The organism is Desulfobacterales bacterium (assembly GCA_021647905.1).
Classification (GTDB): Bacteria; Desulfobacterota; Desulfobulbia; order Desulfobulbales; family BM004; genus JAKITW01.
Window position 1 is genome coordinate 1 of record JAKITW010000050.1, and the last position, 21,633, is coordinate 21,633.

Sequence of the window (21,633 nt, forward strand, 5' to 3'; positions counted from 1 at the left end):
ATAAGCATATCCTGCCGAAGTTGTTTCAAATTCCGTTTTTGCCGTCACGGCTGCGGCTCAGGGTCCGCTACACCGTTCGGTATAAGAAAACCCCTTTCCCGGTCCAACCTCAAACGTACGGGGTTTATCGAAACCTTACGTCTCGTGTTTTTTATCAGATCGACAGACCAGCATGGCGGGACCAGACTTTATGGCCGCGTCCACAACCAACAATGAAAATCTCCCCGGACACCGGGCTTCACCCGCAACGACTTTCATATAAAATCTATACCTTGATCAAATTGATCGGCCGGCTGAAAATATTTTCAGCGATTGCATGGGCCGCCGGGGTGATATCAGAGACAAAGTAGCGGTTTTCCCCGTCCCGGCTCAGGGTTGCGTCGATTTCCGGGTGGGCCTCGAGAAAGTCCCTGACCGTCCGGGCCACCTCAATGGAGGAATCGACCAGGGTTACCCTGTTGCCGCCGGCCTTCCTCCGGATCAACTCCTTGAGCAGCGGATAGTGGGTGCAGCCGAGCACCAGGGTGTCCACCTGTTTCTGCCGAAGCGGCGCCAGATAACGGCGCACGATCATCTTGGTCTCGCGTTTGTCCAGCCAGCCCTCCTCAACCAGGGGGACCAGCAGCGGGCAGGCCTGGGAATGGACAATATAACCGGGTGCGCGGCGTTCGATCTCCTGCTGATAGATTCCGCTTCTCACGGTGGCCGTGGTGCCGATGACCCCGATTCTGCCCGACCTGGTGGTGGTGACCGCCTTGGTGACCGCCGGGGCGATTACCTCGAAGAGAGGCTGGGTATATTGGCGGCGCAGGGTGGCCGCGGCCACGCTGGCGGCGGAGTTGCAGGCGACAATGATCAGCTTGGCGCCGTGGGCCAGGAGAAAGTCGGTGTTCTGGATCGAGTAGTTGACGATCGTTTCCGGACTTTTCGGGCCGTAGGGGGTCCTGGCCAGGTCACCGAAATAGACCAGCCGGTAATGGGGAAGGATATTTTCCACGGCCCGGGCCACGGTCATGCCGCCGACCCCGGAATCGAAAATGCCGATCATGAAAGCCTGAAGAGCAGGTTATGGAACATAACAAGGTGTCCCTTGAAAAGAATAAAGCCGGCGCGGGAGGTTATGTTCCGGCGCCGGCCTTGACTATCAGGTTATCGGAAAATGATCTCAGGACATGACCCCTTGTTCCGGAATCCTGGGACTCCCGTCCGCCAGCCCAGAATATGCTGGTGGGCAGGCGGCCGTCAATCAATTTTCTTATGGCTACTTCTTTTTCCTGGTGGTCTTGCCTTTTTTACCGCGCCGGGCAATGACCTTTTTCAGGTTTTCCGGCAGGCCCCGTTCCTTGCCGGCCTTTTTCCGACGTTCGGAAAGGGACCTGGCGCACAGGGGCTGGCGAATGGAAAAACCGTGCTTGATTCGATACTCCCGGCCGGTCAGCTCATGCGACTTCAGATGTTTCGGGGACAGCATCTTGAATTCCTGGCCGCATTCCAGACAGATTATCTTGTTCTTCTGGATCGATCTGGCCGGGCTGATGTTTACTGCCGGCTTGGCCTCGGATTCGCCATCAGTTCCGCTCTGGACCTCTTCCGCCTGTAATGTAAGCAGGGCCTTAAACGTGCTTTGCAAGGATGCAGCTATTTCTTCGGAGGTCATGTTATTGGTCCCGCACTGGGACTGAATTATGCCTGCTGCCATTTCCACTAAACTTTTTGTCATGGGAACCTCCTTCCCTAAAAAATGATGATTGATGGTGACAGTGTTTCAGGGCAAGGATGCCGGTTGAAGACAAACCGCCACAACGAATGAGGCCCATTATTGCATATGAACAAAATATTGCAAGATATTCCTTGCCGAAAGGTGGATCCGGCCGGTTTGGCATGAATGGTTCCCTGTTGTTTTTTTTATTGATACAATATTTTTTTGATGCATCCGGAAAACCAGGCCCTTCAAGTGATTATGTCAAAGTAATTCTGGGTAGAGATGATGGGTTGCGATACGTTGTCCGCCGTGGTTGCCGGCGGGCGGGAGAGGATTTAAAAAATATCCGCCGCGCGTTGACAGAAGATAAAAGTGGTATTACAGTGTCGGACACATTGCCTCCCGGTCAGGGGGTAATGATATCACGGAGTTACACGACCCGTGAGCAGTTGACCGTTGTGGCGATTTTCATATAAAGTTCCGGTGATCGGAGTGAAACAAGAGAAGGAGTTGGTCGACAATGCCCATTTACGAGTATGAATGCGCGTCTTGTAACAAGACAGTTGAAGTGATACAGGGAATTTCGGAAGAACCGCTTTCAGTATGTCCCTCCTGTTCCGGCAAGATGAGGAAACTGGTCTCCCGCAGTGCCTTTCATTTGAAGGGCGGCGGTTGGTATGCCGACGGTTACAGTAACGGCGGTCCGGGTTGCGCCGCCGCTTCTTCCGGCTCCGGTTCCGGCGACAGCGCTAAAGCCGGAGCCTCCGACTGCCCCGGTTCCTGCGCCAAGGCGGCCGGCGGCTGCCCGGCCTCGTCCTGATTTTTATTCTTTCACCGTTCCGATCAAGCGATGACTGCCATGGCATCACCGTAACTATAGAAGCGATAGTTGCGGTCAGTCGCCTCCTGGTAACTGTGCAGCAGGCGTTCCCGGCCGACCAGGGCCGAGACCAGAAACAGCAGGGACGACCCCGGCAGATGGAAGTTGGTGATCAGGTTGTCGATCACCCGGAAGCGATAGCCCGGATAGATATAGAGTCCGCACCAGCCTGACAGTTCCCTGACCGTGCCGTCTTCCGCAACCGCTGATTCCAGGGCCCGGACCGTGGTGGTGCCCACTGCCCAGATCCGTCCGCCCGCCGCCTTGGCGGCGTTGATCCTTGCCGCTGTTTCCTCTGATACGCTCACATATTCCCGGTGGATCCGATGGTCCCTGATATCTTGGACCCGGACCGGAGCAAAGGTACCGTAGCCCACATGGAGGGTGATTGAGGCCAGCCCCACCCCTTTTGCCCTGATCGCCGCCAGGAGCGGATCGGAAAAGTGGAGCCCGGCGGTGGGGGCGGCCACCGCCCCGGTCCGGGTGGCGAACAGGGTCTGGTACCGTTCCCGGTCCCATGATTCATCCCCGCACTTCCGATCGATGTATGGCGGCAGCGGCACCCGGCCATGGCTGGCGAGCAGCTCCGACAGCTCGCCCTGAAAGCGCAGGCGGATCTCGGCCTTGCCGCTGGCAAGAAATGAGACCACCGTGCCCTCCAGGTCCCTGCCAAAGAGGAGCCTGGCCCCTGGTTTGGGCCGTTTGGAGCTTTTGATAAGCCCCATGGCCGCGGCTTGGGACCAGGGGGGTGTTTCGCTGCCCCAGCCGGCCAGCCGGCCTGGTTCCGATAGCGGGCGTGGATACTCCAGCAGGAACAACTCCACCCGGCCGCCGGTCTCCTTCCTGCCGATGAGCCGGGCCGGGAAGACCCGGGTGTCATTGACCACCAGGAGATCGCCCGGGGCGAGATATTCGAGGATGTCCGGAAACCGGCGATGACCGGTCTTGCCGGTGGTCCGGTCCAGGACCAGCAGCCGGGAGGCGTCCCGGTCAGGGGCCGGGGCCTGGGCGATATTCTCCTGGGGAAGTTCGTAGGCATACGCCTTGATGTCAAAATCCGATACCATGTTCCGCCCACTATCCATCGTCCACTGTTTTTCCGTCCTCTGTCTTTCCGGTCGAGACGATACACCTGAAGGGCGCACAACTTCAAGGGTAATTGTTCCTCCTGAACCCATGAAGTAGATGTCGTCTTCCGCCTGGCTCAGATAAAATCATTCCGTGAACCGTGGTCCTGAGCTTTTAATTGCCGTTCGTGCTAAAATGCCCTACCTTGGGGCTTGTCACGATATGGTTGCTGTTCTTTTTGGCTGCCGGCATGCGGGGAGGATAATGTATCTGATAATAGCGGCTACGGAAATGGAGCTTGCGCCGGTGCGGGCCGGGCTCGATCCGGCAATGACTGGAGTGGAGTTTCTGGTCAGCGGGATAGGCCCGGTGGAGACGGCCCTTAACCTGACCCGCCACCTGGCCGGGCATTCTGGTCAATACCAGGCGGTGATCAACTGCGGGGCGGCCGGCGCCTACCTGGACAGCGGGCCTGCCCCTCTTGATATCTGCCTGGCCAGCGCGGAAGTGCTGGCCGAGGTTGGCATCTGCCAGAACAACGGGATTGTTGATCTGAACGGCCCGGATCTCCGGATCAGGCATGAATTCGATCTTGACACCCCGCTGCTGGCCCGGGCCGAGTCCCTGCTTGCCGGCCTGGGCATTGCCTGTAAAAAGGGACGGTTCATCACCGTGGCCTGCGTCAGCGGCAGCGAACAGCGGGGCAATTATCTCCGGGACCGGTTTGGCGCCATCTGCGAGAACATGGAAGGCGCGGCCGTGGCCCGGGTCTGTGAGGAGTTCGGCCTGGAATGCCTTGAGCTGCGCTGGATCAGCAACCTGGTGGAGGACCGCGACCGGAGCCGATGGCAACTGGCCGGGGCCGGCGCCATGGGCGGCCGGGTCACCGCCGAACTGGTCACCGCCTTGCTGGCCGGGTCTTAGGAACGAAGAACCGCGAACCATGATTGAAAAACAATTGACCATCGGCTATTCGCCCTGTCCCAATGATACCCATATCTTCTACGCCCTGACCCACGGCCGGGTGCCGCTGGATGGCTGGCGGCCGGCAACCCCGGTCCTGGCGGACGTGGAAACCTTGAACTCCTGGGCCCTTGCCGGCCGCCTTGATATCACCAAGCTCTCCTTTCACGCCCTGGCCCATGTGCTGGACGAGTATGTTCTGCTCCGTTCCGGCGCGGCCCTGGGTCGCGGCTGCGGGCCGCTGCTGGTGGCCAGTCACGCCATGGATCGATCCGAACTCAGCCGGGTCAGGGTGGCGATCCCGGGCCGGTATACCACCGCGGCCCTGCTGCTCAAGCTGTTTGCCCCGGGGTGTGACCACACCGTGGCAATGCCCTTTGACCGGATCATGCCCGCTATTGTTGCCGGCCGGGTCAACGCCGGGGTGATTATCCATGAGAGTCGTTTTACCTATCCCCGATACGGGCTTTCCCTGGTCCGGGACCTGGGCTCATGGTGGGAGGAGTTCTCCGGCCGGCCCATCCCCTTGGGCGGGATTGTTGCCCGCCGCTCCCTGGGGCCGGAGCTGCTCGGCCGGATCGAGGCGGCGATCCGTAAAAGCGTGTGCTGGGCCGGGGTCCATCCCGATGCCTGTATGGGATATATCCGGCAACATGCCCGGGAGATGGAGGAGCGGGTGGTCCGCGACCACATCAACCTGTACGTCAACCGTTTTTCCGAGGACCTGGGGGACGAGGGGTTGGCCGCGGTGGAGTTCTTTTTGAACCAGGGCCGGGAGATAGGCGGGCTGCCGTTGTCCCGAACACCTTTGTCGATCAACTCGTAAAACCGTGAACAGGGTGTATTCGGTGACGTAGTTTCAAGGGGTTATGCTTCCCGTAACCTTTGGTGAAACCTTTTTGCGCGACCGGTAAACAGGGGTTGACAAGTTCCAGGAACGTACTATATATTCGTGTTTCTTTTGATAATGGGCAAACAGGGCGGCAAAGCCCGTCCCGTATGGAAGAGCGGATGAATTTCCGCGGCAGATTTTGCGAGGGTCAACCTGTCCCGGGAAAGGGTTGCCGGGCCAACAGCTGAGGAAGGAAGAAAGGATGAAAGTGACAGGCGCTCAGGCAATAATAAAATGCCTTGAGGAACAAGGAGTTGAGGTGATTTTCGGGTTTCCCGGCGGTGCGGTGATCGATATTTACGATGAATTGATGAAGTCCGAGTCCATTGAGCATGTGCTGGTGCGGCACGAGCAGGCCGCGGTCCATGCCGCCGATGCCTACGGCCGGGTCAAGGGCGAAGTCGGGGTGGCCCTGGTCACCTCCGGCCCCGGGGCCACCAACACGGTGACCGGGATCGCCTCGGCCTACATGGATTCAATCCCGCTGGTGGTCTTCACCGGCCAGGTACCCACCGCGCTGATCGGCAACGACGCCTTTCAGGAGGTGGATATCGTCGGGATCACCAGGCCGTGCACCAAGCATAACTATCTGGTCAAGGATCCCAATGAGTTGGTGCCCACCATCCGGGAGGCCTTTTATATCGCCCGGACCGGCCGGCCCGGGCCGGTGCTCATCGATGTGCCCAAGGACGTGGCCGCGGCCAGGATCAATTTTCCCAAACCCAAGCCGATCAAGATGCAGACCTATCGGCCGACCTACGAGCCGCATCCCGGCCAGGTCGAAAAGGCCTGCAAGGCGATCCTCAAGGCCAAACGGCCGGTTATCTATGCCGGCGGCGGGGTGATCGCCTCCAATGCCAACGAGGCCCTGACCGAGCTGGCCTTCAAGCTGAATATCCCGGTAACCATGACCCTGATGGGGTTGGGCGCTTTCCCGGGCACTGACCGGCTCTCCATGGGCATGCTCGGCATGCACGGCACCTACTATGCCAACATGGCGGTGGGCGAGTGCGATCTGCTGATCGCGGTGGGCGCCCGGTTCGATGACCGGGTTACCGGTCGGATCGATGCCTTTGCGCCCCATGCCAGGATCATCCATATTGATATCGACCCCACTTCGATCAGCAAGAACGTCAGCGTTGATATCCCCATGGTTGCCGACTGCAACCATGCCCTGACCGCGATGAATCGCTGGTTTGACCGCCATACTGATTTTGACCGGGAGGCCGAGTGCGTCAAGCATGAGCCCTGGCTCGACCGGATCAGGGAGTGGAAGGCCAAGCATCCCCTGGGTTATGTGGATGAGGGCGATATCATCAAACCCCAGTACGTGATTCAGAAACTGGACGAATTGACCGGCGGTGATGCGATTATCACCACCGAGGTGGGTCAGAACCAGATGTGGGCGGCCCAGTTCTATCATTTCAATAAGCCGCGGGCCTTTATGACCTCCGGCGGTCTGGGGGTGATGGGCTACGGCTTTCCCGCGGCCATCGGCGCCCAGATGGCGGCCCGTGACCGGACGGTTATCGACATTGCCGGCGACGGTTCGATCCAGATGAATATCCAGGAACTGGCCACGGCCCGGAACTACAAATGCCCGGTCAAGATCGCCATCCTCAACAACGGCTACCTGGGCATGGTCCGCCAGTGGCAGGAGCTGTTCTATGACAAGCGGTACTCCCACACCACCCTGGAGGGGACCCCGGATTTCGTCATCCTGGCCCAGGCCTACGGGGCCGTGGGGCTCCGGGCCACCAAGAAGAGCGAGGTTGAACCGGTGATCAAGGAGGCCCTGGCCATTGACAACGTGGTGATGATGGATTTCGTTGTTTCCCCGGAGGAGGGTGTCTATCCCATGGTGCCCGCCGGCAAGGCCACCACCGATATGCTGTTGGTGTAAGCGGGAATCTTGATGAACTCGTAACAATTATCAAGACGGCTAAATAAGAATTTCGATATACAAAGAAGAACTTTTCAAGGATAAGGATTGCCAGATGAAACATACAATCTCCGTATTACTGGAAAACAAGCCCGGGGTCCTCTCCCGGGTCACCGGTCTGTTCAGCGGCCGGGGTTTCAATATCGAGAGCCTTTGCGTGGCGGCAACGCTTGAGCCGTCCATCTCCTGCCTGACCCTGGTTACCGAGGGGGACAACAGTATTGTCGAGCAGATCACCAAGCAGCTGCACAAGCTGATTGACGTGATCAAGGTGGTGGATATCAGCGAGACCGATTTTGTCGAGCGGGAGATGGTGATTATCCGGGTCAAGGCCGAGTCCAATACCCGGGCCGAGGTCCTGCGGGTGATCGACATCTTCCGGGGCAAGGTGGTGGATGTGAGCCCCAAGAGCTATGCGGTGGAGATCACCGGACCGGCGAGCAAGATCCAGGCGGTGCTGGATATCCTTAAACCCATCGGCATCCAGGAAGTTGTTCGCACCGGCACCATTGCCATGGCCCGGGCCAGAAAGAACTGATCCGCGGCCCGAGTCGCCCTTCCTCCTTTTTTTAACCGTTAACGACCAGGCCCGGCACGGTTTCTTGCCGACCATCCGCCCGGCGCGATGATTCTCTTATGATACAGCCGCAGATACCAGTTGCCCGGGAAGGATATCCGTTTATCGCCTTTGCGGCCCTGATCACCCTGGTTGTCGCCCTCCTGGGCCATGATCTCCTGGCCGCCACCGGGCTGGGCCTGACCGGTTTTGTTATCTACTTCTTCCGTGACCCGGAAAGGGTGGGCCCGGATGCGGACGATGCGCTGGTGGCGCCGGCCGACGGCAAGGTTATCCTGATCGAGAAGATCTTTGATGAGAGGTTTGTCAAGGATCACGTTTATAAACTCAGCATTTTCATGAACGTGTTCAACGTCCATGTGAACAGGATGGTCTGTGACGGCCGGGTAATCGAGGTCCGGTACACCCCGGGGATCTTTCTGGCCGCCAATACCGAGCAGGGCGCGCTGGAGAACGAGAACTGCGGCGTGATCCTGACCACTGCCAATAATAAAAAACTGGCCGTGGTGCAGGTCGCCGGACTCATTGCCCGCCGGATCGTCTGTTGGGCGGAAAAGGGGGACAACCTGGCCCGGGGCCAGCGGTTCGGCCTGATCCGTTTCGGCTCCCGGGTGGATATCTACCTGCCCCAGCAGATACAACTGGAGGTCACCATCGGTGATAAGGTGCGGGCCGGGGAAACAGTACTCGGCTATTTTGTCTGAAGTTGTACCGGCAAGGGGAAGAGGCAACCCCGGAGGAGTGAACCGAGATGTCCGACAAAATTTTTATCTTTGATACCACCCTGCGCGACGGTGAACAGTCGCCGGGCGCCAGCATGAACCTGCAGGAAAAGTTCCGCCTGGCCCAGCAGCTGGTGAAGCTCAATGTCGACGTGATCGAGGCCGGGTTCCCTGTTGCCTCGGTCGGTGATTTCGAGTGCGTCAAGAATATTGCCGATAATATCCGCGGCGCCCAGATCGCCGGGCTGGCCCGGGCCAACCGCAAGGATATCGATGTCGCCTGGCAGGCCCTCAGGAATGGTGAAAATCCCCGGATCCATACCTTTCTCGCCACCTCGGACATCCATCTCAAGCATAAGCTGAAAAAGAGCCGGGACCAGGTCCTGGAACTGGCGGCGGAATCGGTAAAATATGCCTGCCGCTATACTCCCAACGTGGAGTTCTCGGCCGAGGACGCCTCGCGCAGCGACCTGGACTTTGTCTGCCGGGTCTTTGCCGAGGTGATCAAGGCCGGGGCCACCACCCTGAACTACCCGGACACCACCGGCTACGCATTGCCCGACGAGTTCGGCGCCCAGGTCCGTTATCTTATCGACAACACGCCGGGGATCGACAAGGTGGTCTTGAGCGTGCACTGCCATAACGACCTCGGCCTGGCAGTGGCCAACTCCCTGGCCGCGATCAACAACGGCGCCCGGCAGGTGGAGTGCACCATCAACGGCCTGGGCGAACGGGCCGGGAACACCGCCATGGAGGAGTTGGTGATGGCGATCCGCACCCGGGCGGACCGGCTGGATGTGCATACCGAGGTGGTAACCGAACATATCCACGCCAGCAGCCGGCTGGTGACCACCATCACCGGAATTCCGGTGCAGCCCAACAAGGCGATTGTCGGCAGCAACGCCTTTGCCCATGAGTCCGGGATTCATCAGGACGGGATGCTTAAGGAGCGGACCACCTACGAGATCATGGACCCCTGCGATATCGGGCTCACCAGGGGCAATCTGGTGCTGGGCAAGCATTCCGGCCGGCACGCGGTCAAGGACCGGGTCGAGACCATGGGCTACAGCCTGAACGATGAGGAGTTGAATCGCCTCTTTGTCCGGTTCAAGCAGTTGGCCGATGTCAAGAAGGAGATGTTTGACGAGGACCTGGAGGCGATCATCATGGATGAGATCCTGCGGATTCCCGAGGCATATGAACTGATCTCCCTGGGGGTGATGAGCGGCAGCAAGACCCTGCCCGCCGCGGCGGTAAAGATGGTGGTTGACGGCAGGGAGGTTGAAGGCGCCTCCCTGGGGGTCGGACCCATCGACGCCACCTTCAGGGCCATAGCCGCCTTGACCCGGACCAGCAGCAAGCTGCTCTATTTTGCGGTGAGTTCGATCACCGGCGGCACCGATGCCCAGGGCGAGGTGATGGTCCGGATCGAGGATCAGGGCAAGGTGGTGATCGGCCAGGGCGCGGACCCGGATATCATCACTGCCGCGGCCAAGGCCTATCTGAACGGTCTGAACCGGGTGGTCTATCTCAGGGAGGAGATTGCCAGGGGACGAAAGTCGGAAGACGGATGACAGAGGACAGAAAAACCAGTGGACAGTGGGCAGTGGACCAAGCACCAAACACGGTGGACGGAATGGTCTGAAAAAAATAAGTCCAAGGGGAGAGTAATGGCAAAGACATATAATATCGCGGTGATGGGGGGGGACGGCACCGGGCCGGAGGTGGTTGCCGAAGGGATCAAGGTCCTGGAGGCAGCGGCCCGCAAATATGATTTCAACCTGGCCTTTACCGATTTTGATTACGGCGGCGACCGCTATCTCCGCACCGGCGAGGTGCTGCCCGATAACGCGGCCGAGGAACTGGCCAAATATGACGCCATCTTCCTGGGCGCCATCGGCCACCCGGATGTCAAGCCCGGAATCCTGGAAAAAGGGATCCTCCTTGCCCTGCGCTTTGCCCTGGACCAGTATGTGAACCTGCGGCCGGTGATTCTCTATCCCAATGTTGACACCCCCTTGAAGGACAAGGGACCGGCGGATATCGATTTCGTGGTGGTCCGCGAGAATACCGAGGGGTTGTATGCCGGTGCCGGCGGGGTGCTTAAAAAGGGCACCCTGGACGAGGTGGCGGTGCAGGAGTCGATCAACACCCGCAAGGGGGTGGAGCGCTGCATAAGGTTTGCCTTTGAGTATGCCCGCAAGCGCAACAAGCGGAAAAAGGTGACCCTGTGCGGCAAGACCAATGTGCTGACCTTTGCCTTTGATCTCTGGGAACGGGTCTTCTACGAGGTGGCCCGGGAGTATCCGGACATTGAGGTCGACTACGCCCATGTCGATGCCACCTGCATGTGGATGGTCAAGAACCCGGAATGGTTCGACGTGATCGTCACTGATAACATGTTCGGTGACATCATCACCGATCTCGGGGCGATGATCCAGGGCGGGATGGGGATTGCCGCGGGCGGCAACATCAATCCCGGCGGGGTGAGCATGTTCGAGCCCATTGGCGGTTCGGCCCCCAAATATACCGGCCGGAATGTGATCAATCCGCTGGCCGCCATCGGCGCGGGCCAGATGATGCTCGATTACCTGGGCGAGGCCGAGGCGGCCGAGGCTATTGAAAACGCGATCCGCTGGGTGGTTGCCGAGAAGGTGAAGAGCCTTTCCGCCGGCAGGATGGGGTACACCACCAGCGAGGTCGGCGACCTGGTCGCCGGCGCGGTATAAGTAAGCGGCTACAGGCTGCAGGCACCACCTGTACCGCTTACTAACAAAAAATGTTTTTTGAATTGAAAATCGGTTTTTTCATCCGGTGATCGGTTGCCGACACCGGGTGGTTTAGCGTAATTCCGTATGTGAAGGATCAATGAGTCAGGAAAGACAGTTTAATGTTGCAGTGGCCGGGGCCACCGGGGCGGTGGGCGGGGCCATGCTCGAGGTGTTGGAACGGCGGGATTTTCCGGTCAAGGAGTTGCGGTTGCTGGCCTCGCACCGGTCAGTGGGCAAAAAGCTCAGCTTCCGCGGCCAGGAGATCGCGGTCCAGGAGTTGACCAGGGACGCATTTAATGATATTGATGTGGCCCTGTTTTCGGCCGGCGCCTCGCGCTCGCTGGAGTTTGCCCCGGCCGCGGCCGCGGCCGGAGCAGTGGTGGTGGACAACTCCAGCGCCTATCGGATGGACCCGGAGATTCCCCTGGTGGTGCCCGAGGTCAATCCCCATGCCATTGCCCGGTATGTCGGCCGGGGGATCATTGCCAATCCCAACTGCTCCACCATCCAGATGCTGGTGGCCTTGAAGCCGATCTACGACAAGGTCGGGATCAAGCGGATCGTGGTCTCCACCTACCAGGCGGTGTCCGGCACCGGCGCCAAGGCCATCGATGAGCTCAAGGCCCAGGTGCAGGACTATGCAGCGGGCCGGCCGCTGACCAGTTCGGTCTATCCCTATCAGATCGCCTTTAACTGCCTGCCCCATATCGACTCCTTCCTGGACAACGGTTATACCAGGGAAGAGATGAAGATGGTCAACGAGACCAGGAAGATCTTCGAAGACAATACGATCGGGATCACCGCGACCACGGTGCGGGTGCCGGTATTCTACGGCCATTCCGAGTCGGTCAATATCGAGACCAGCGAGAAAATTACCGCGGCCGAGGTCAAGGAGCTGCTGGCATCGGCCCCGGGAGTCAAGCTGGTCGACGACCCGGCCCGGTTGCAATACCCGCTGGCCGTTGACTGCGCCGGCAGGTTCGAGACCCTGGTCGGCCGGATTCGCGAGGACGAATCCATTGCCAATGGAATAAACCTCTGGGTGGTCTCTGACAATATTCTTAAAGGCGCGGCCCTGAACACCGTGCAGATTGCCGAGGTCTTGATCAAGGAGTATCTCCAGGTCTGTCGCGCTTAAGAGAGGTTGAGTTTTATTGCGGATCATCAGTGGGATAGCCAAGGGACGGCGGTTGAAGACCCCGGCCCGGCACCAGGGGCGGCCCCAGGGGAAACCGCGAATTCGCCCTACCTCGGACCGGGCCCGGGAGGCGATTTTCAATATCATCGGTTCCCGGGTCATCGATGCCACGGTTCTGGACCTGTTCGCCGGCACCGGGGCCCTGGGACTGGAGGCCCTGAGCCGCGGGGCCGGCTTTGCCCTGTTTGTCGACCAGGACCGGGAGGCCTTGGCCCTGATCGCTTGCAATATTGAGCTGTGCCGCTTTTCCGACCGGACGCGGATCATCCGCGCTGATTTGATCAAGGGGTTTTCCTCAGTGTGCCCACAGGCCCCGGTGGATGGTTTTGATCTTGTTTTTATTGACCCGCCTTATTCCAGGGGGCTGGCTGAAACGGCCCTGGGGCAACTGGCCGCCGATCACCTGGTCGCCCCGGCAGGGCTGGTGGTGGCCGAGGATGCCTCCGGCGAGACACTGCCTGACCAGATCACGGGACTTGCCCTGCTCGACCAACGGCGCTACGGGGATACCGGGTTCTGGATATACCGGATGACCTCTGACCTCTGACCCCTGACCCCTGATACCCCGGAAACAAGGAAGATACCATGCCTCAAGGAAAGAAAAGAATCGCTGTCTATCCCGGGACCTTTGACCCGATCACCGAGGGTCATCTGGACATCATCCACCGCGCCCTGGAGATCTTTGACCGGGTGATCGTGGCCGTGGCCATTCATCCGGACAAGAAGCCGCTTTTCCCCCTGGACGAACGGCTGCAGATGATCCAGGACTGTTTTTCGGAAGATGAAGAACGGATTGAGGTGGAGGCCGTGTACGGGCTCCTGGTCAAATATGCACATGAAAAAGGGGCTGCCGCCATTGTCCGGGGGCTGCGGGCGGTTTCCGATTTCGAGTATGAGTTCCAGCTCGCCCTGATGAACCGGCGGTTGGAACGGGAGGTGGAGACCGTGTTTCTGATGACCGGCTTTCGCTGGATCTTCATCAGCTCAAGCATTATCAAGGACGCGGCCCGGCACGGCGGCGATATCAGCGGCCTGGTTCCAGAGCATGTCCGGGTCATGCTTCAGGCCAGATTTGCCAAGCCGGCCTGAGTCGCCGCATCTTTGTCCTCGGTCCCCTCCCCTGTTCAACAAAAAACAAGGAGTTTTTTTGCTCCCTGCCGGAGACCTTCCAACCAGGGTAACCGTTCACCGGGGGTACGGATTTACGGTAAACTCATGCCCGTAAGCGTTTACCAGTGGCTTAGATTCGTTCATTTGGGACTGCGAAGCATACTGGTGCTATTCGAGCAGGCCAGAATGGGCGAAGATGAGGTGCTGGTGAACGCTTACCAACCAGGCAAGATCCTGCTTTGGCTGCGGTGGCGACGGGGAGAGGCGCGGCTCGTTCGACCATCACGGAATCCAGGGATTTTCCCGGCCCGGCAAGGGGATGAAGCCCGGTTTTTTCAGGGTTTGGGCCGGTGCCCGCCTTGACTGAAGGGGTAAAGTTGATTATTACTTTACTGTTAAGCGAGAGTGGCGAAATTGGTATACGCACTGGATTTAGGTTCCAGCCCACCTGGTGGATGGGGGTTCAAGTCCCCCCTCTCGCACCAGTGCCGGAGAGTAACAGTGGAAGAAATCGAAGCGGTGTCGTCATGGCCCCGTTTTTTTGTTAAACAGTTTATCCTTAAGGAAAGAGATCAATGAACGTTACAGTTGAAGAGGTAAATCCCTTAACCAGGCGGTTGCGGATCGTGCTGCCCGTGGAGGATGTTGCCAAGGAGCTTGACACCGCCTACCGCAAGCTGAAATCAGAGGTGTCCATGAAGGGCTTCCGGCGGGGCAAGGCGCCCCGCGCCATCCTGGAAAAGGCATATGGCGAGCGGGTCCGGGCCGAGGTGGGTGAGAAACTGGTCCAGGCCACCTATTTTGATGCGGTGGAGCAGGAAAAACTCGACCCGGTGACCCATCCCGACATCACCGGCCATGAATTTACTGCCGACGGCAGCTTTGTCTACCAGGCGGACATTGATGTCCGGCCCGATTTTGAACTGAAGCAGTACAAGGGGCTTGAGATCGAGAAGCCAGAGGTTGTGGTGGACGACAGTGAGGTGGAAAAGGAGCTGGAGCGGATGCGCAAGGAAATGGCGCCGCTCAGGAACGTTGATGAGCGGGGAGTGCGGTTGCATGATCTGGTGGTCGTTGATTTTCAGGGTTTTGACAATGGACAGGCCATTCCCCAGGTAAATGGCGACAATGTCTCGGTGGATGTCGGTTCGGGCCGCAACGGTGAGGAGTTTGAAAACCAGTTGGTCGGAATGAAGACGGGCGAGGAGAAAACCTTTGAGGTCTCCTTTGACGCCGGCACCCCCAACCCGGTGCTGGCCGGCAAGACCGTGGAGTTCAAGGTGCTGGTCAACGAAATCAAGGAGCGGGTGCTGGCCGAGTTGGACGACGAGTTTGCCAAGGATGTGGGCAAGGAGTTTACCACCCTGGATGAACTGAAGGCCGAGATTCGCGCCAAGAAGCTTCAGGCCAAGGAGGATGCCCAGCAGGGCGACCTGGCCGACCGGTTGATGCTCAAGCTGCTTGAATCCCATGAGTTCGCCGTGCCGGAGCGGCTGGTGCGTTATGAAATCGAGGACCATCTCAAGCAGACCGAGAGCCACCTGGAGCGGGGCGGGATGAGCTTTGAGGCCGTTGGGATCAACCGGGAGGAGATGGGCGAGCGCTACCGGGAAGCCGCGGAAAAGCGGGTCCGGGGCGACTTCATCCTCAAGAAGATCGCCGAGGTAGAGGAGATCAAGGTGGCTGACGAGGACCTCAACCAGGGGTTTGAACGGATCGCGGCCCAGTATAATATGACAATCAACGAGGTGAAGGGATACTTTAAGAGCAGGGATGACATCCTGCCCTTTATGAACGAGATGCTTAACGAAAAAATTCTTAAATTTCTGCTGGATCAGGCGAAGTATAATAGAGTCCCGGCCGCGGAAGCAGAAGCGGAGCAGGCCCCGGAGCCGGCAGCTGCGGGGGACGAGGCATGAATTTGATCCCGATGGTGGTGGAGCAGAGCCCGCGCGGTGAGCGTTCGTGGGACATCTACTCCCGGCTGTTAAAGGAGCGGATTATCTTTCTGAGCCAGGCGGTGGACGATGTGACCGCCAGCCTGATCGTGGCCCAGATTCTCTTTCTCGAGGCCGACGACCCGGACAAGGATATCACCTTTTATATCAACTCGCCGGGCGGGGCGGTGACCGCGGGGATGGCCGTTTACGACACCATGAAGTATGTCAAGTGCGATATCGCCACCCTGTGCATGGGCCAGGCGGCCAGCATGGGCTCCCTGTTACTGGCCGCTGGCACCAAGGGCAAACGCTATGCACTGCCCAACTCCCGGATCCTGATCCATCAGCCCATGGGCGGGTTCCAGGGCCAGGCCACGGATATCGATATCCATGCCCGGGAGATTCTCCGGATGCGGGCGGACCTGAACCGGATCCTTGCCAACCATACCGGGCAGAACATTCGTAAGATCAGAAAAGATACTGAACGCGACTATTTCATGAGCGCCGACGAGGCAAAGGAATACGGCATCGTCGACAAGGTCCTGGTCCAGCGGCCCGATATCGTTGAGGAGGAATCATAATCATGTCTGATAAGGAAACCGACCCCGAGGCCACCTGTTTCTGCTCCTTCTGCGGCAAGAACCAGGATGAGGTGACCAAGCTGATCGCCGGCCCGTCGGTCTATATCTGTGACGAATGCATTGAACTCTGCAATGAGATCGTGCTTGAGGCCGGCGGCGCCAAGCCCGCGGACAACAAGCTCCCGGCCACCGCGGATTTCAAGCCGATGGATATCAAGCAGCATCTTGACGACTATGTGGTCGGTCAGCACCGGGCCAAGCGGATTCTTGCGGTGGCGGTGCATAACCATTACAAGCGGATCGACGCCCGGAGCCGGGGTGAGCGGGAAACAGTGGAGCTGCAGAAGAGCAATATTCTCCTGATCGGCCCGACCGGCAGCGGCAAGACCCTGATGGCCCAGACCCTGGCCAAGATATTAAACGTGCCCTTTGCCATTGCCGACGCCACCACCCTGACCGAGGCCGGTTATGTGGGCGAGGATGTGGAAAATATCCTGGTCAGCCTGCTCCAGGATGCGGATTACGATGTTCAGCGGGCAATGCGGGGCATCATCTACATTGATGAAATCGACAAGATCGCCCGCAAGTCGGACAGCCCCTCGATCACCCGTGACGTGTCCGGCGAGGGGGTGCAGCAGGCCCTGCTCAAGATCATCGAGGGCACCGTGGCCAGCGTACCTCCCAAGGGCGGCCGCAAGCATCCCCAGCAGGAGCTGGTCAAGATCGATACCAGCGATATCCTTTTTATCTGCGGCGGCGCCTTTGTCGGCCTGGAGCGCGAGGTCAAGAAGCGCAAGGGCACCAAATCCATGGGGTTCGGCGCCAAGGTGGTGAGCAAGCCCATGAAGACCCTGGGCGAGATTCTGGCCGGGGTCCTTCCCGAGGATCTGCTCCGGTTCGGGCTGATCCCCGAGATGGTGGGCCGGTTGCCGGTGGTCGCCACCATGGACGAACTGGAAGAGGCCGATCTGATCGAGATCCTGCGCGAACCCAAGAACGCGCTGACCAAACAGTACCAGCGTTTGTTCGAGCTGGACGGTATCCGGCTGCGCTTTACCGAGGGGGCCATGCGCGCCATTGCCAAAGAGGCCTTGAAGCGCAAGTCCGGGGCCAGGGGGTTGCGGGCGGTGATCGAGGAGGCGATGCTCGACGTGATGTTCGAGCTGCCCTCGGACCCCAGTGCCAAGGAGTGCGTGATCAGCGAGCAGGTGATCCTGAACGGCGATTATCCGGTGGTCCTGTATGAAAACCCCGAAACCAAGAAAAGCGCCTAAGCAGCGTATTTGATACTGATGGACAACGAAGTTTTGAACATGGATTATCCCCTCATGCCCCTGCGGGATATTGTTATTTTCCCCAACATGGTGGCACCGCTGGTGGTCGGCCGGAAGAAGTCGATCAAGGCCCTGGAAACGGCCATGGAGGGCAATACCGAGATCTTTCTGGTGACCCAGAAGGATGCCGGCGACGAAGACCCGTCACCGGACCGGCTGCACCGGATCGGCACCATGGCCCGGGTCATGCAACTGCTGCGCCTGCCGGACGGGACCATCAAGGCCCTGGTCGAAGGCAAGCGCCGCGGCCGGATCCTTGAATTCATCGATCATCCGGACCACTTCATGGTAAGGGTGGAAGAGGTGGTGACCAACGAGCGGATCGACTCCACCCAGATTGCCTATGTACGGGAGATTATCGCCTCATTTGAGGAGTATGTGAAGATCAACAGAAAGGTGCCCAAGGAGGTATGCGCCTCCCTGGCCGCGATCAGCGATCCGGCCCGCCTGGTGGACGTGGCCGCCTCGCACCTGCCCCTGCAGACCAGGGAGAAACAGACCCTGCTGGAGAGCTTTTCCGTGGCCGAGCGGCTGAAGTTGACCTTTGAGTTCCTCCGCCGCGAGATCGAGGTGGCCAATCTCGAACAGACCATCCGTAAGCGGGTCAAGCAGAAGATGGAGAAGCAGCAGAAGGATTACTACCTCTCCGAGCAGATGCGGGCGATCCAGCAGGAGATGGGCGGGGCCGACGACTCCACCGCCGCTTTTGCCGAACTGGAAAAGGCGATCAAGGAAAAGAAATTGCCCGAAGCGGCCCAGGCCAAGGTTGATCAGGAGTTCAAAAAGCTCAAACTGATGCCGCCGGTCTCGGCCGAGGCCACGGTGGTGCGCAATTATATCGATACCATCCTCAGCCTGCCCTGGTTTGAGAAGACCGAGGCCAAGATTGATATCCAGGCTGCGGAGCGGATCCTGAACGAGGACCATTACGGGCTGCGGAAGCCCAAGGAGCGGATCCTGGAATATCTGGCCGTGCAGACCCAGGTGAAAAAAATCCGCGGTCCGATCCTCTGTCTGGTCGGCCCGCCCGGGGTGGGCAAGACCTCCCTGTGCAAGTCCATTGCCCGGTCAATGGGACGGGAGTATGTCCGCCTGTCATTGGGCGGGGTCCGCGACGAGGCCGAGATCCGCGGCCACCGGCGCACCTATATCGGCGCCTTGCCCGGCAAGATCCTGCAGATGATGCAGAAGATCAAGGTCAACAACCCCTTGTTCTGCCTGGACGAGGTGGACAAGATGAGCATGGATTTCCGGGGCGACCCCTCGGCCGCCCTGCTGGAGGTCCTGGACCCGGAGCAGAACTTCGCCTTTAACGACCATTACCTGGAGGTGGATTACGATCTTTCCTCGATTTTTTTCGTGACCACCGCCAACAGTCTCCACGCCATTCCGGTGCCGCTCCAGGACCGGATGGAGATCATCAAGCTGGACGGCTATACCGAGGAGGACTCGCTCCAGATCGCCCAGGGGTTCCTGGCCCCCAAGCAGTTGGAGATCAACGGCTTTGAACCGGACGCGATTTATTTCTCCAACGGCGCCATTCTGGAGATCATCCGTCATTACTGCCGCGAGGCCGGGGTCCGCGAACTGGAGCGCAAGATCGCGGCCATCTGCCGCAAGGTGGCCCGGGACCGGCTCAAGACCGGCGCGCTTGATAAAAAATACCGGGTCTCGGCCAAGTCCATTGCCGGCTACCTGGGGATACCCCGGTACCGCTTCGGCCTGGCCGAGAGCAAGGACGAGATCGGCCTGTCCACCGGCCTGGCCTGGACCGAGGTCGGCGGCGAGCTGCTCCAGATCGAGACCACCCTGCTGCCGGGCAAGGGCAAGCTGATGATCACCGGCAAACTGGGCGACGTGATGCAGGAGTCGGCCCAGGCCGCCCTGAGCTATGTCCGTTCCCGGGCCATGCGACTGGGACTGCTGCCTGATTTTTATCAGAAGCTCGATATCCATCTCCATGTGCCTGAAGGGGCGATTCCCAAAGACGGGCCCTCGGCCGGGATCACCATTGCCGCCTCCCTGGTGTCGGCCCTGCTGCAGGTCCCGGTCCGGCGCGATCTGGCGATGACCGGCGAGATCACCCTGCGCGGCCGGGTCCTGCCCATCGGCGGGTTGACCGAAAAGCTGCTCGCCGCCCGCAGGGGTAATATCAAGCATGTATTGATTCCCAAGGAGAACGAACGGACCTTGAAAGAGGTGCCAGCCAAGGTGCGCAGCAGCCTGGTTGTGGAGTTGGTCGATCATATGGATCAGGTGCTGGAAAAGGCGCTGGTACTCAAGGATGATCAGCAGCTTTTTGTCGATGTGCCCCTGGGTTCGATCTGCCCGGAGATCATTGCGAGCACCGAAAACGTGGCCCATTGACCGGGGGGATGTTTTGTTCCGCCGCCAGACTCTTTTTCCTTGACGAAACAGCGGGTATATTGGTACAAAACGGCTCACGATTGCGGGCGGGTAGCTCAGCTGGGAGAGCATCGGCCTTACAAGCCGAGGGTCACAGGTTCGAGCCCTGTTCCGCCCACCATGATCGTCAAGAACCATTTTTCGCGGGGTCGTAGTTCAGTTGGTTAGAATGCCGGCCTGTCACGCCGGAGGTCGCGAGTTCGAGTCTCGTCGGCCCCGCCAGAAGTGACAAGGGGTTGCAGCTATTTGCTGTAACCCCATTTTTTTTTGCCATTTCTTCCCCCCCCAAGCACGTAAACCTGAAAAGGCTTTACTGTTTGCTGTTAAAGCGAAGTGGTTTTTTCTTGACTTTCGGACAAAGATGTCCGATGTTTTGCTAATGAACGGCAACGAGCTTCTCAAGAAATTAAGAAAAATAGCTAAAGAAAGAAATGAGAAGCTTGAGTTGATAAAACATCGTGGCAAAGGGAGCCACGGCACTTTGTATTTCGGTGATAAAAGGGTCATTATCAAGGATCTTAAAAAGGAAATAGGCCCGGGTTTGCTCAAGGCAATTCTTAAAAACCTGGGTTTGACCAAGGATGATATAGGGTAGGGTGGCGATCATGATGAATTTTATATATCCGGCCAAGATTGAACAGGATGAAGCAGGTTTTTTTCTGGTAACCTTCCGGGATTTTCCCTTTGCCGCAACTGACGGCAAAACTCTGGACGAGGCTGTGGAGTCGGCTACTGATTGCCTGGAGGAGGCGATTGCTTCTTGTATCGAGAACGGAGAGGATCTTCCGGTTCCAAGCAAGCTCCAGACAGGGGAGATTGAGGTCTTGCCGCATGCTCTGCTGGCTGCCAAGGCGGCCTTATATATTGCAGCGCGGGAAAAGGGATACAGTAAAACCATGCTTGCCGCTAAGCTAGGCGTTACGGAAAAGGTGGGACGCCGCCTGCTGGACCCGCATTACCAGACCAGATTGCCGAAGTTGGAAAACGCCCTGAATATGTTGGGAAGAAAATTGGTGGTTGGTGTGGGGTAGCGGTGTGCGCAGAGAAGCAAATGCTGCGTTTTGTTTTATGAGTAATTGTCGAGGACAACCTTCATTTGTTGTCTCGAACTTTAGTGATGGCGGCCTTTATGTCGGATTTCCTTAGCCCGGCCTTACTTCCTTTTTTGCGGGCCTCCATAATCAACTCCTCAAATTCTTCGATCGCCGGTGGAGAAATTTTTTTCAAAGACGACAACGTCATTGTCTCCCAACACAACAAATTGTGCGCCGGTTTTCAGTTTGAGCCGATTGCGTATCTCTTCGGGAATAACGATCTGGCCTTTTGATGACATCTTCAACCGAAGGGGATAGGGGATCTCAGTGTCACCCTGCGAACCCCAGCAGCGTGACGCCCTTAGCATTAGCAATATTTAATTTTTGTAAGCGTTCACCAGCACCTCATCTTCGCCCATTCTGGCCTGCTCGAATAGCACCAGTATGCTTCGCAGTCCCGAATGAACGAATCTAAGCCACTGGTGAACGCTTACGGGCATGAGTTTACCGTAA

At 58.5% G+C, this 21,633-nt stretch carries 22 protein-coding genes and 3 tRNA genes; 22 read left to right on the forward strand and 3 right to left on the reverse strand.

Going from position 1 to position 21,633, the window contains the following annotated elements:
• Positions 1–265 precede the first annotated feature (265 nt).
• A complete protein-coding gene (gene murI, locus L3J03_08445; GenBank protein MCF6291007.1) occupies positions 266–1,048 on the reverse strand; it encodes a glutamate racemase in 783 nt (260 codons plus the stop codon).
• Between the two features lie 213 nt (positions 1,049–1,261).
• Positions 1,262–1,720, reverse strand: coding sequence for a MucR family transcriptional regulator (locus L3J03_08450; protein MCF6291008.1), 459 nt, complete (start codon positions 1,718–1,720; stop codon positions 1,262–1,264).
• Positions 1,721–1,776: 56 nt separating this feature from the next.
• Between L3J03_08450 and L3J03_08455 the strand changes: the two genes are divergently transcribed.
• Positions 1,777–2,178: a hypothetical protein gene (locus L3J03_08455; GenBank protein ID MCF6291009.1), complete on the forward strand. Its 402-nt coding sequence runs from the start codon at positions 1,777–1,779 to the stop codon at positions 2,176–2,178.
• Positions 2,179–2,222: 44 nt separating this feature from the next.
• Positions 2,223–2,522: a zinc ribbon domain-containing protein gene (locus tag L3J03_08460; GenBank protein MCF6291010.1), complete on the forward strand. Its 300-nt coding sequence runs from the start codon at positions 2,223–2,225 to the stop codon at positions 2,520–2,522.
• Positions 2,523–2,545: 23 nt separating this feature from the next.
• Here L3J03_08460 and queA read toward each other — a convergent pair whose 3' ends face one another.
• On the reverse strand, positions 2,546–3,667 hold the full coding sequence (queA, locus tag L3J03_08465) for a tRNA preQ1(34) S-adenosylmethionine ribosyltransferase-isomerase QueA (protein ID MCF6291011.1): 1,122 nt from the start codon (positions 3,665–3,667) through the stop codon (positions 2,546–2,548).
• Positions 3,668–3,914: 247 nt separating this feature from the next.
• Between queA and mqnB the strand changes: the two genes are divergently transcribed.
• The 20 genes from mqnB (at position 3,915) to L3J03_08565 (ending at position 21,117) form a co-directional block, all read left to right on the forward strand.
• Positions 3,915–4,574 carry a futalosine hydrolase gene (mqnB, locus tag L3J03_08470; protein ID MCF6291012.1) on the forward strand — a complete coding sequence of 220 codons (660 nt, stop codon included), beginning with the start codon at positions 3,915–3,917 and terminating at the stop codon, positions 4,572–4,574.
• 19 nt (positions 4,575–4,593) lie between these two features.
• A complete protein-coding gene (locus L3J03_08475; protein ID MCF6291013.1) occupies positions 4,594–5,439 on the forward strand; it encodes a 1,4-dihydroxy-6-naphthoate synthase in 846 nt (281 codons plus the stop codon).
• A 268-nt stretch (positions 5,440–5,707) separates the two neighbouring features.
• Complete coding sequence (gene ilvB, locus L3J03_08480; protein ID MCF6291014.1) at positions 5,708–7,408, forward strand: biosynthetic-type acetolactate synthase large subunit; 1,701 nt, start codon at positions 5,708–5,710, stop codon at positions 7,406–7,408.
• A gap of 94 nt (positions 7,409–7,502) precedes the next feature.
• A complete protein-coding gene (ilvN, locus tag L3J03_08485) occupies positions 7,503–7,985 on the forward strand; it encodes an acetolactate synthase small subunit (GenBank protein ID MCF6291015.1) in 483 nt (160 codons plus the stop codon).
• Positions 7,986–8,083: 98 nt separating this feature from the next.
• Entirely contained in the window at positions 8,084–8,728 is a 645-nt protein-coding gene (locus L3J03_08490; GenBank protein ID MCF6291016.1) for a phosphatidylserine decarboxylase family protein, read from the forward strand.
• Positions 8,729–8,775: 47 nt separating this feature from the next.
• Positions 8,776–10,320 carry a 2-isopropylmalate synthase gene (locus tag L3J03_08495; protein ID MCF6291017.1) on the forward strand — a complete coding sequence of 515 codons (1,545 nt, stop codon included), beginning with the start codon at positions 8,776–8,778 and terminating at the stop codon, positions 10,318–10,320.
• A 96-nt stretch (positions 10,321–10,416) separates the two neighbouring features.
• A complete protein-coding gene (locus tag L3J03_08500; protein ID MCF6291018.1) occupies positions 10,417–11,475 on the forward strand; it encodes a 3-isopropylmalate dehydrogenase in 1,059 nt (352 codons plus the stop codon).
• Between the two features lie 139 nt (positions 11,476–11,614).
• Entirely contained in the window at positions 11,615–12,655 is a 1,041-nt protein-coding gene (locus L3J03_08505; GenBank protein ID MCF6291019.1) for an aspartate-semialdehyde dehydrogenase, read from the forward strand.
• 16 nt (positions 12,656–12,671) lie between these two features.
• Complete coding sequence (rsmD, locus tag L3J03_08510) at positions 12,672–13,262, forward strand: 16S rRNA (guanine(966)-N(2))-methyltransferase RsmD (GenBank protein ID MCF6291020.1); 591 nt, start codon at positions 12,672–12,674, stop codon at positions 13,260–13,262.
• A gap of 38 nt (positions 13,263–13,300) precedes the next feature.
• Positions 13,301–13,804 (forward strand): pantetheine-phosphate adenylyltransferase, encoded by a 504-nt coding sequence (gene coaD, locus L3J03_08515; GenBank protein ID MCF6291021.1) that lies wholly within the window; start codon positions 13,301–13,303, stop codon positions 13,802–13,804.
• Positions 13,805–13,930: 126 nt separating this feature from the next.
• Positions 13,931–14,188, forward strand: coding sequence for a hypothetical protein (locus L3J03_08520; GenBank protein ID MCF6291022.1), 258 nt, complete (start codon positions 13,931–13,933; stop codon positions 14,186–14,188).
• Between the two features lie 36 nt (positions 14,189–14,224).
• Positions 14,225–14,310, forward strand: a tRNA-Leu gene (locus tag L3J03_08525).
• Positions 14,311–14,400: 90 nt separating this feature from the next.
• On the forward strand, positions 14,401–15,744 hold the full coding sequence (gene tig / locus L3J03_08530) for a trigger factor (GenBank protein MCF6291023.1): 1,344 nt from the start codon (positions 14,401–14,403) through the stop codon (positions 15,742–15,744).
• A complete protein-coding gene (gene clpP / locus L3J03_08535; protein MCF6291024.1) occupies positions 15,741–16,346 on the forward strand; it encodes an ATP-dependent Clp endopeptidase proteolytic subunit ClpP in 606 nt (201 codons plus the stop codon). Before tig ends, clpP begins: the two co-directional genes overlap by 4 nt.
• A 2-nt stretch (positions 16,347–16,348) precedes the next feature.
• A complete protein-coding gene (gene clpX / locus L3J03_08540) occupies positions 16,349–17,620 on the forward strand; it encodes an ATP-dependent Clp protease ATP-binding subunit ClpX (GenBank protein MCF6291025.1) in 1,272 nt (423 codons plus the stop codon).
• An 18-nt stretch (positions 17,621–17,638) separates the two neighbouring features.
• Positions 17,639–20,047, forward strand: a complete 2,409-nt coding sequence (gene lon / locus L3J03_08545; protein ID MCF6291026.1) for an endopeptidase La — start codon at positions 17,639–17,641, stop codon at positions 20,045–20,047.
• 84 nt (positions 20,048–20,131) lie between these two features.
• Positions 20,132–20,207 (forward strand) — tRNA-Val (locus L3J03_08550).
• Between the two features lie 24 nt (positions 20,208–20,231).
• Positions 20,232–20,308 (forward strand) — tRNA-Asp (locus tag L3J03_08555).
• A 157-nt stretch (positions 20,309–20,465) separates the two neighbouring features.
• Entirely contained in the window at positions 20,466–20,681 is a 216-nt protein-coding gene (locus L3J03_08560; GenBank protein ID MCF6291027.1) for a type II toxin-antitoxin system HicA family toxin, read from the forward strand.
• A gap of 10 nt (positions 20,682–20,691) precedes the next feature.
• On the forward strand, positions 20,692–21,117 hold the full coding sequence (locus L3J03_08565; protein MCF6291028.1) for a type II toxin-antitoxin system HicB family antitoxin: 426 nt from the start codon (positions 20,692–20,694) through the stop codon (positions 21,115–21,117).
• Positions 21,118–21,633: the final 516 nt, after the last annotated feature.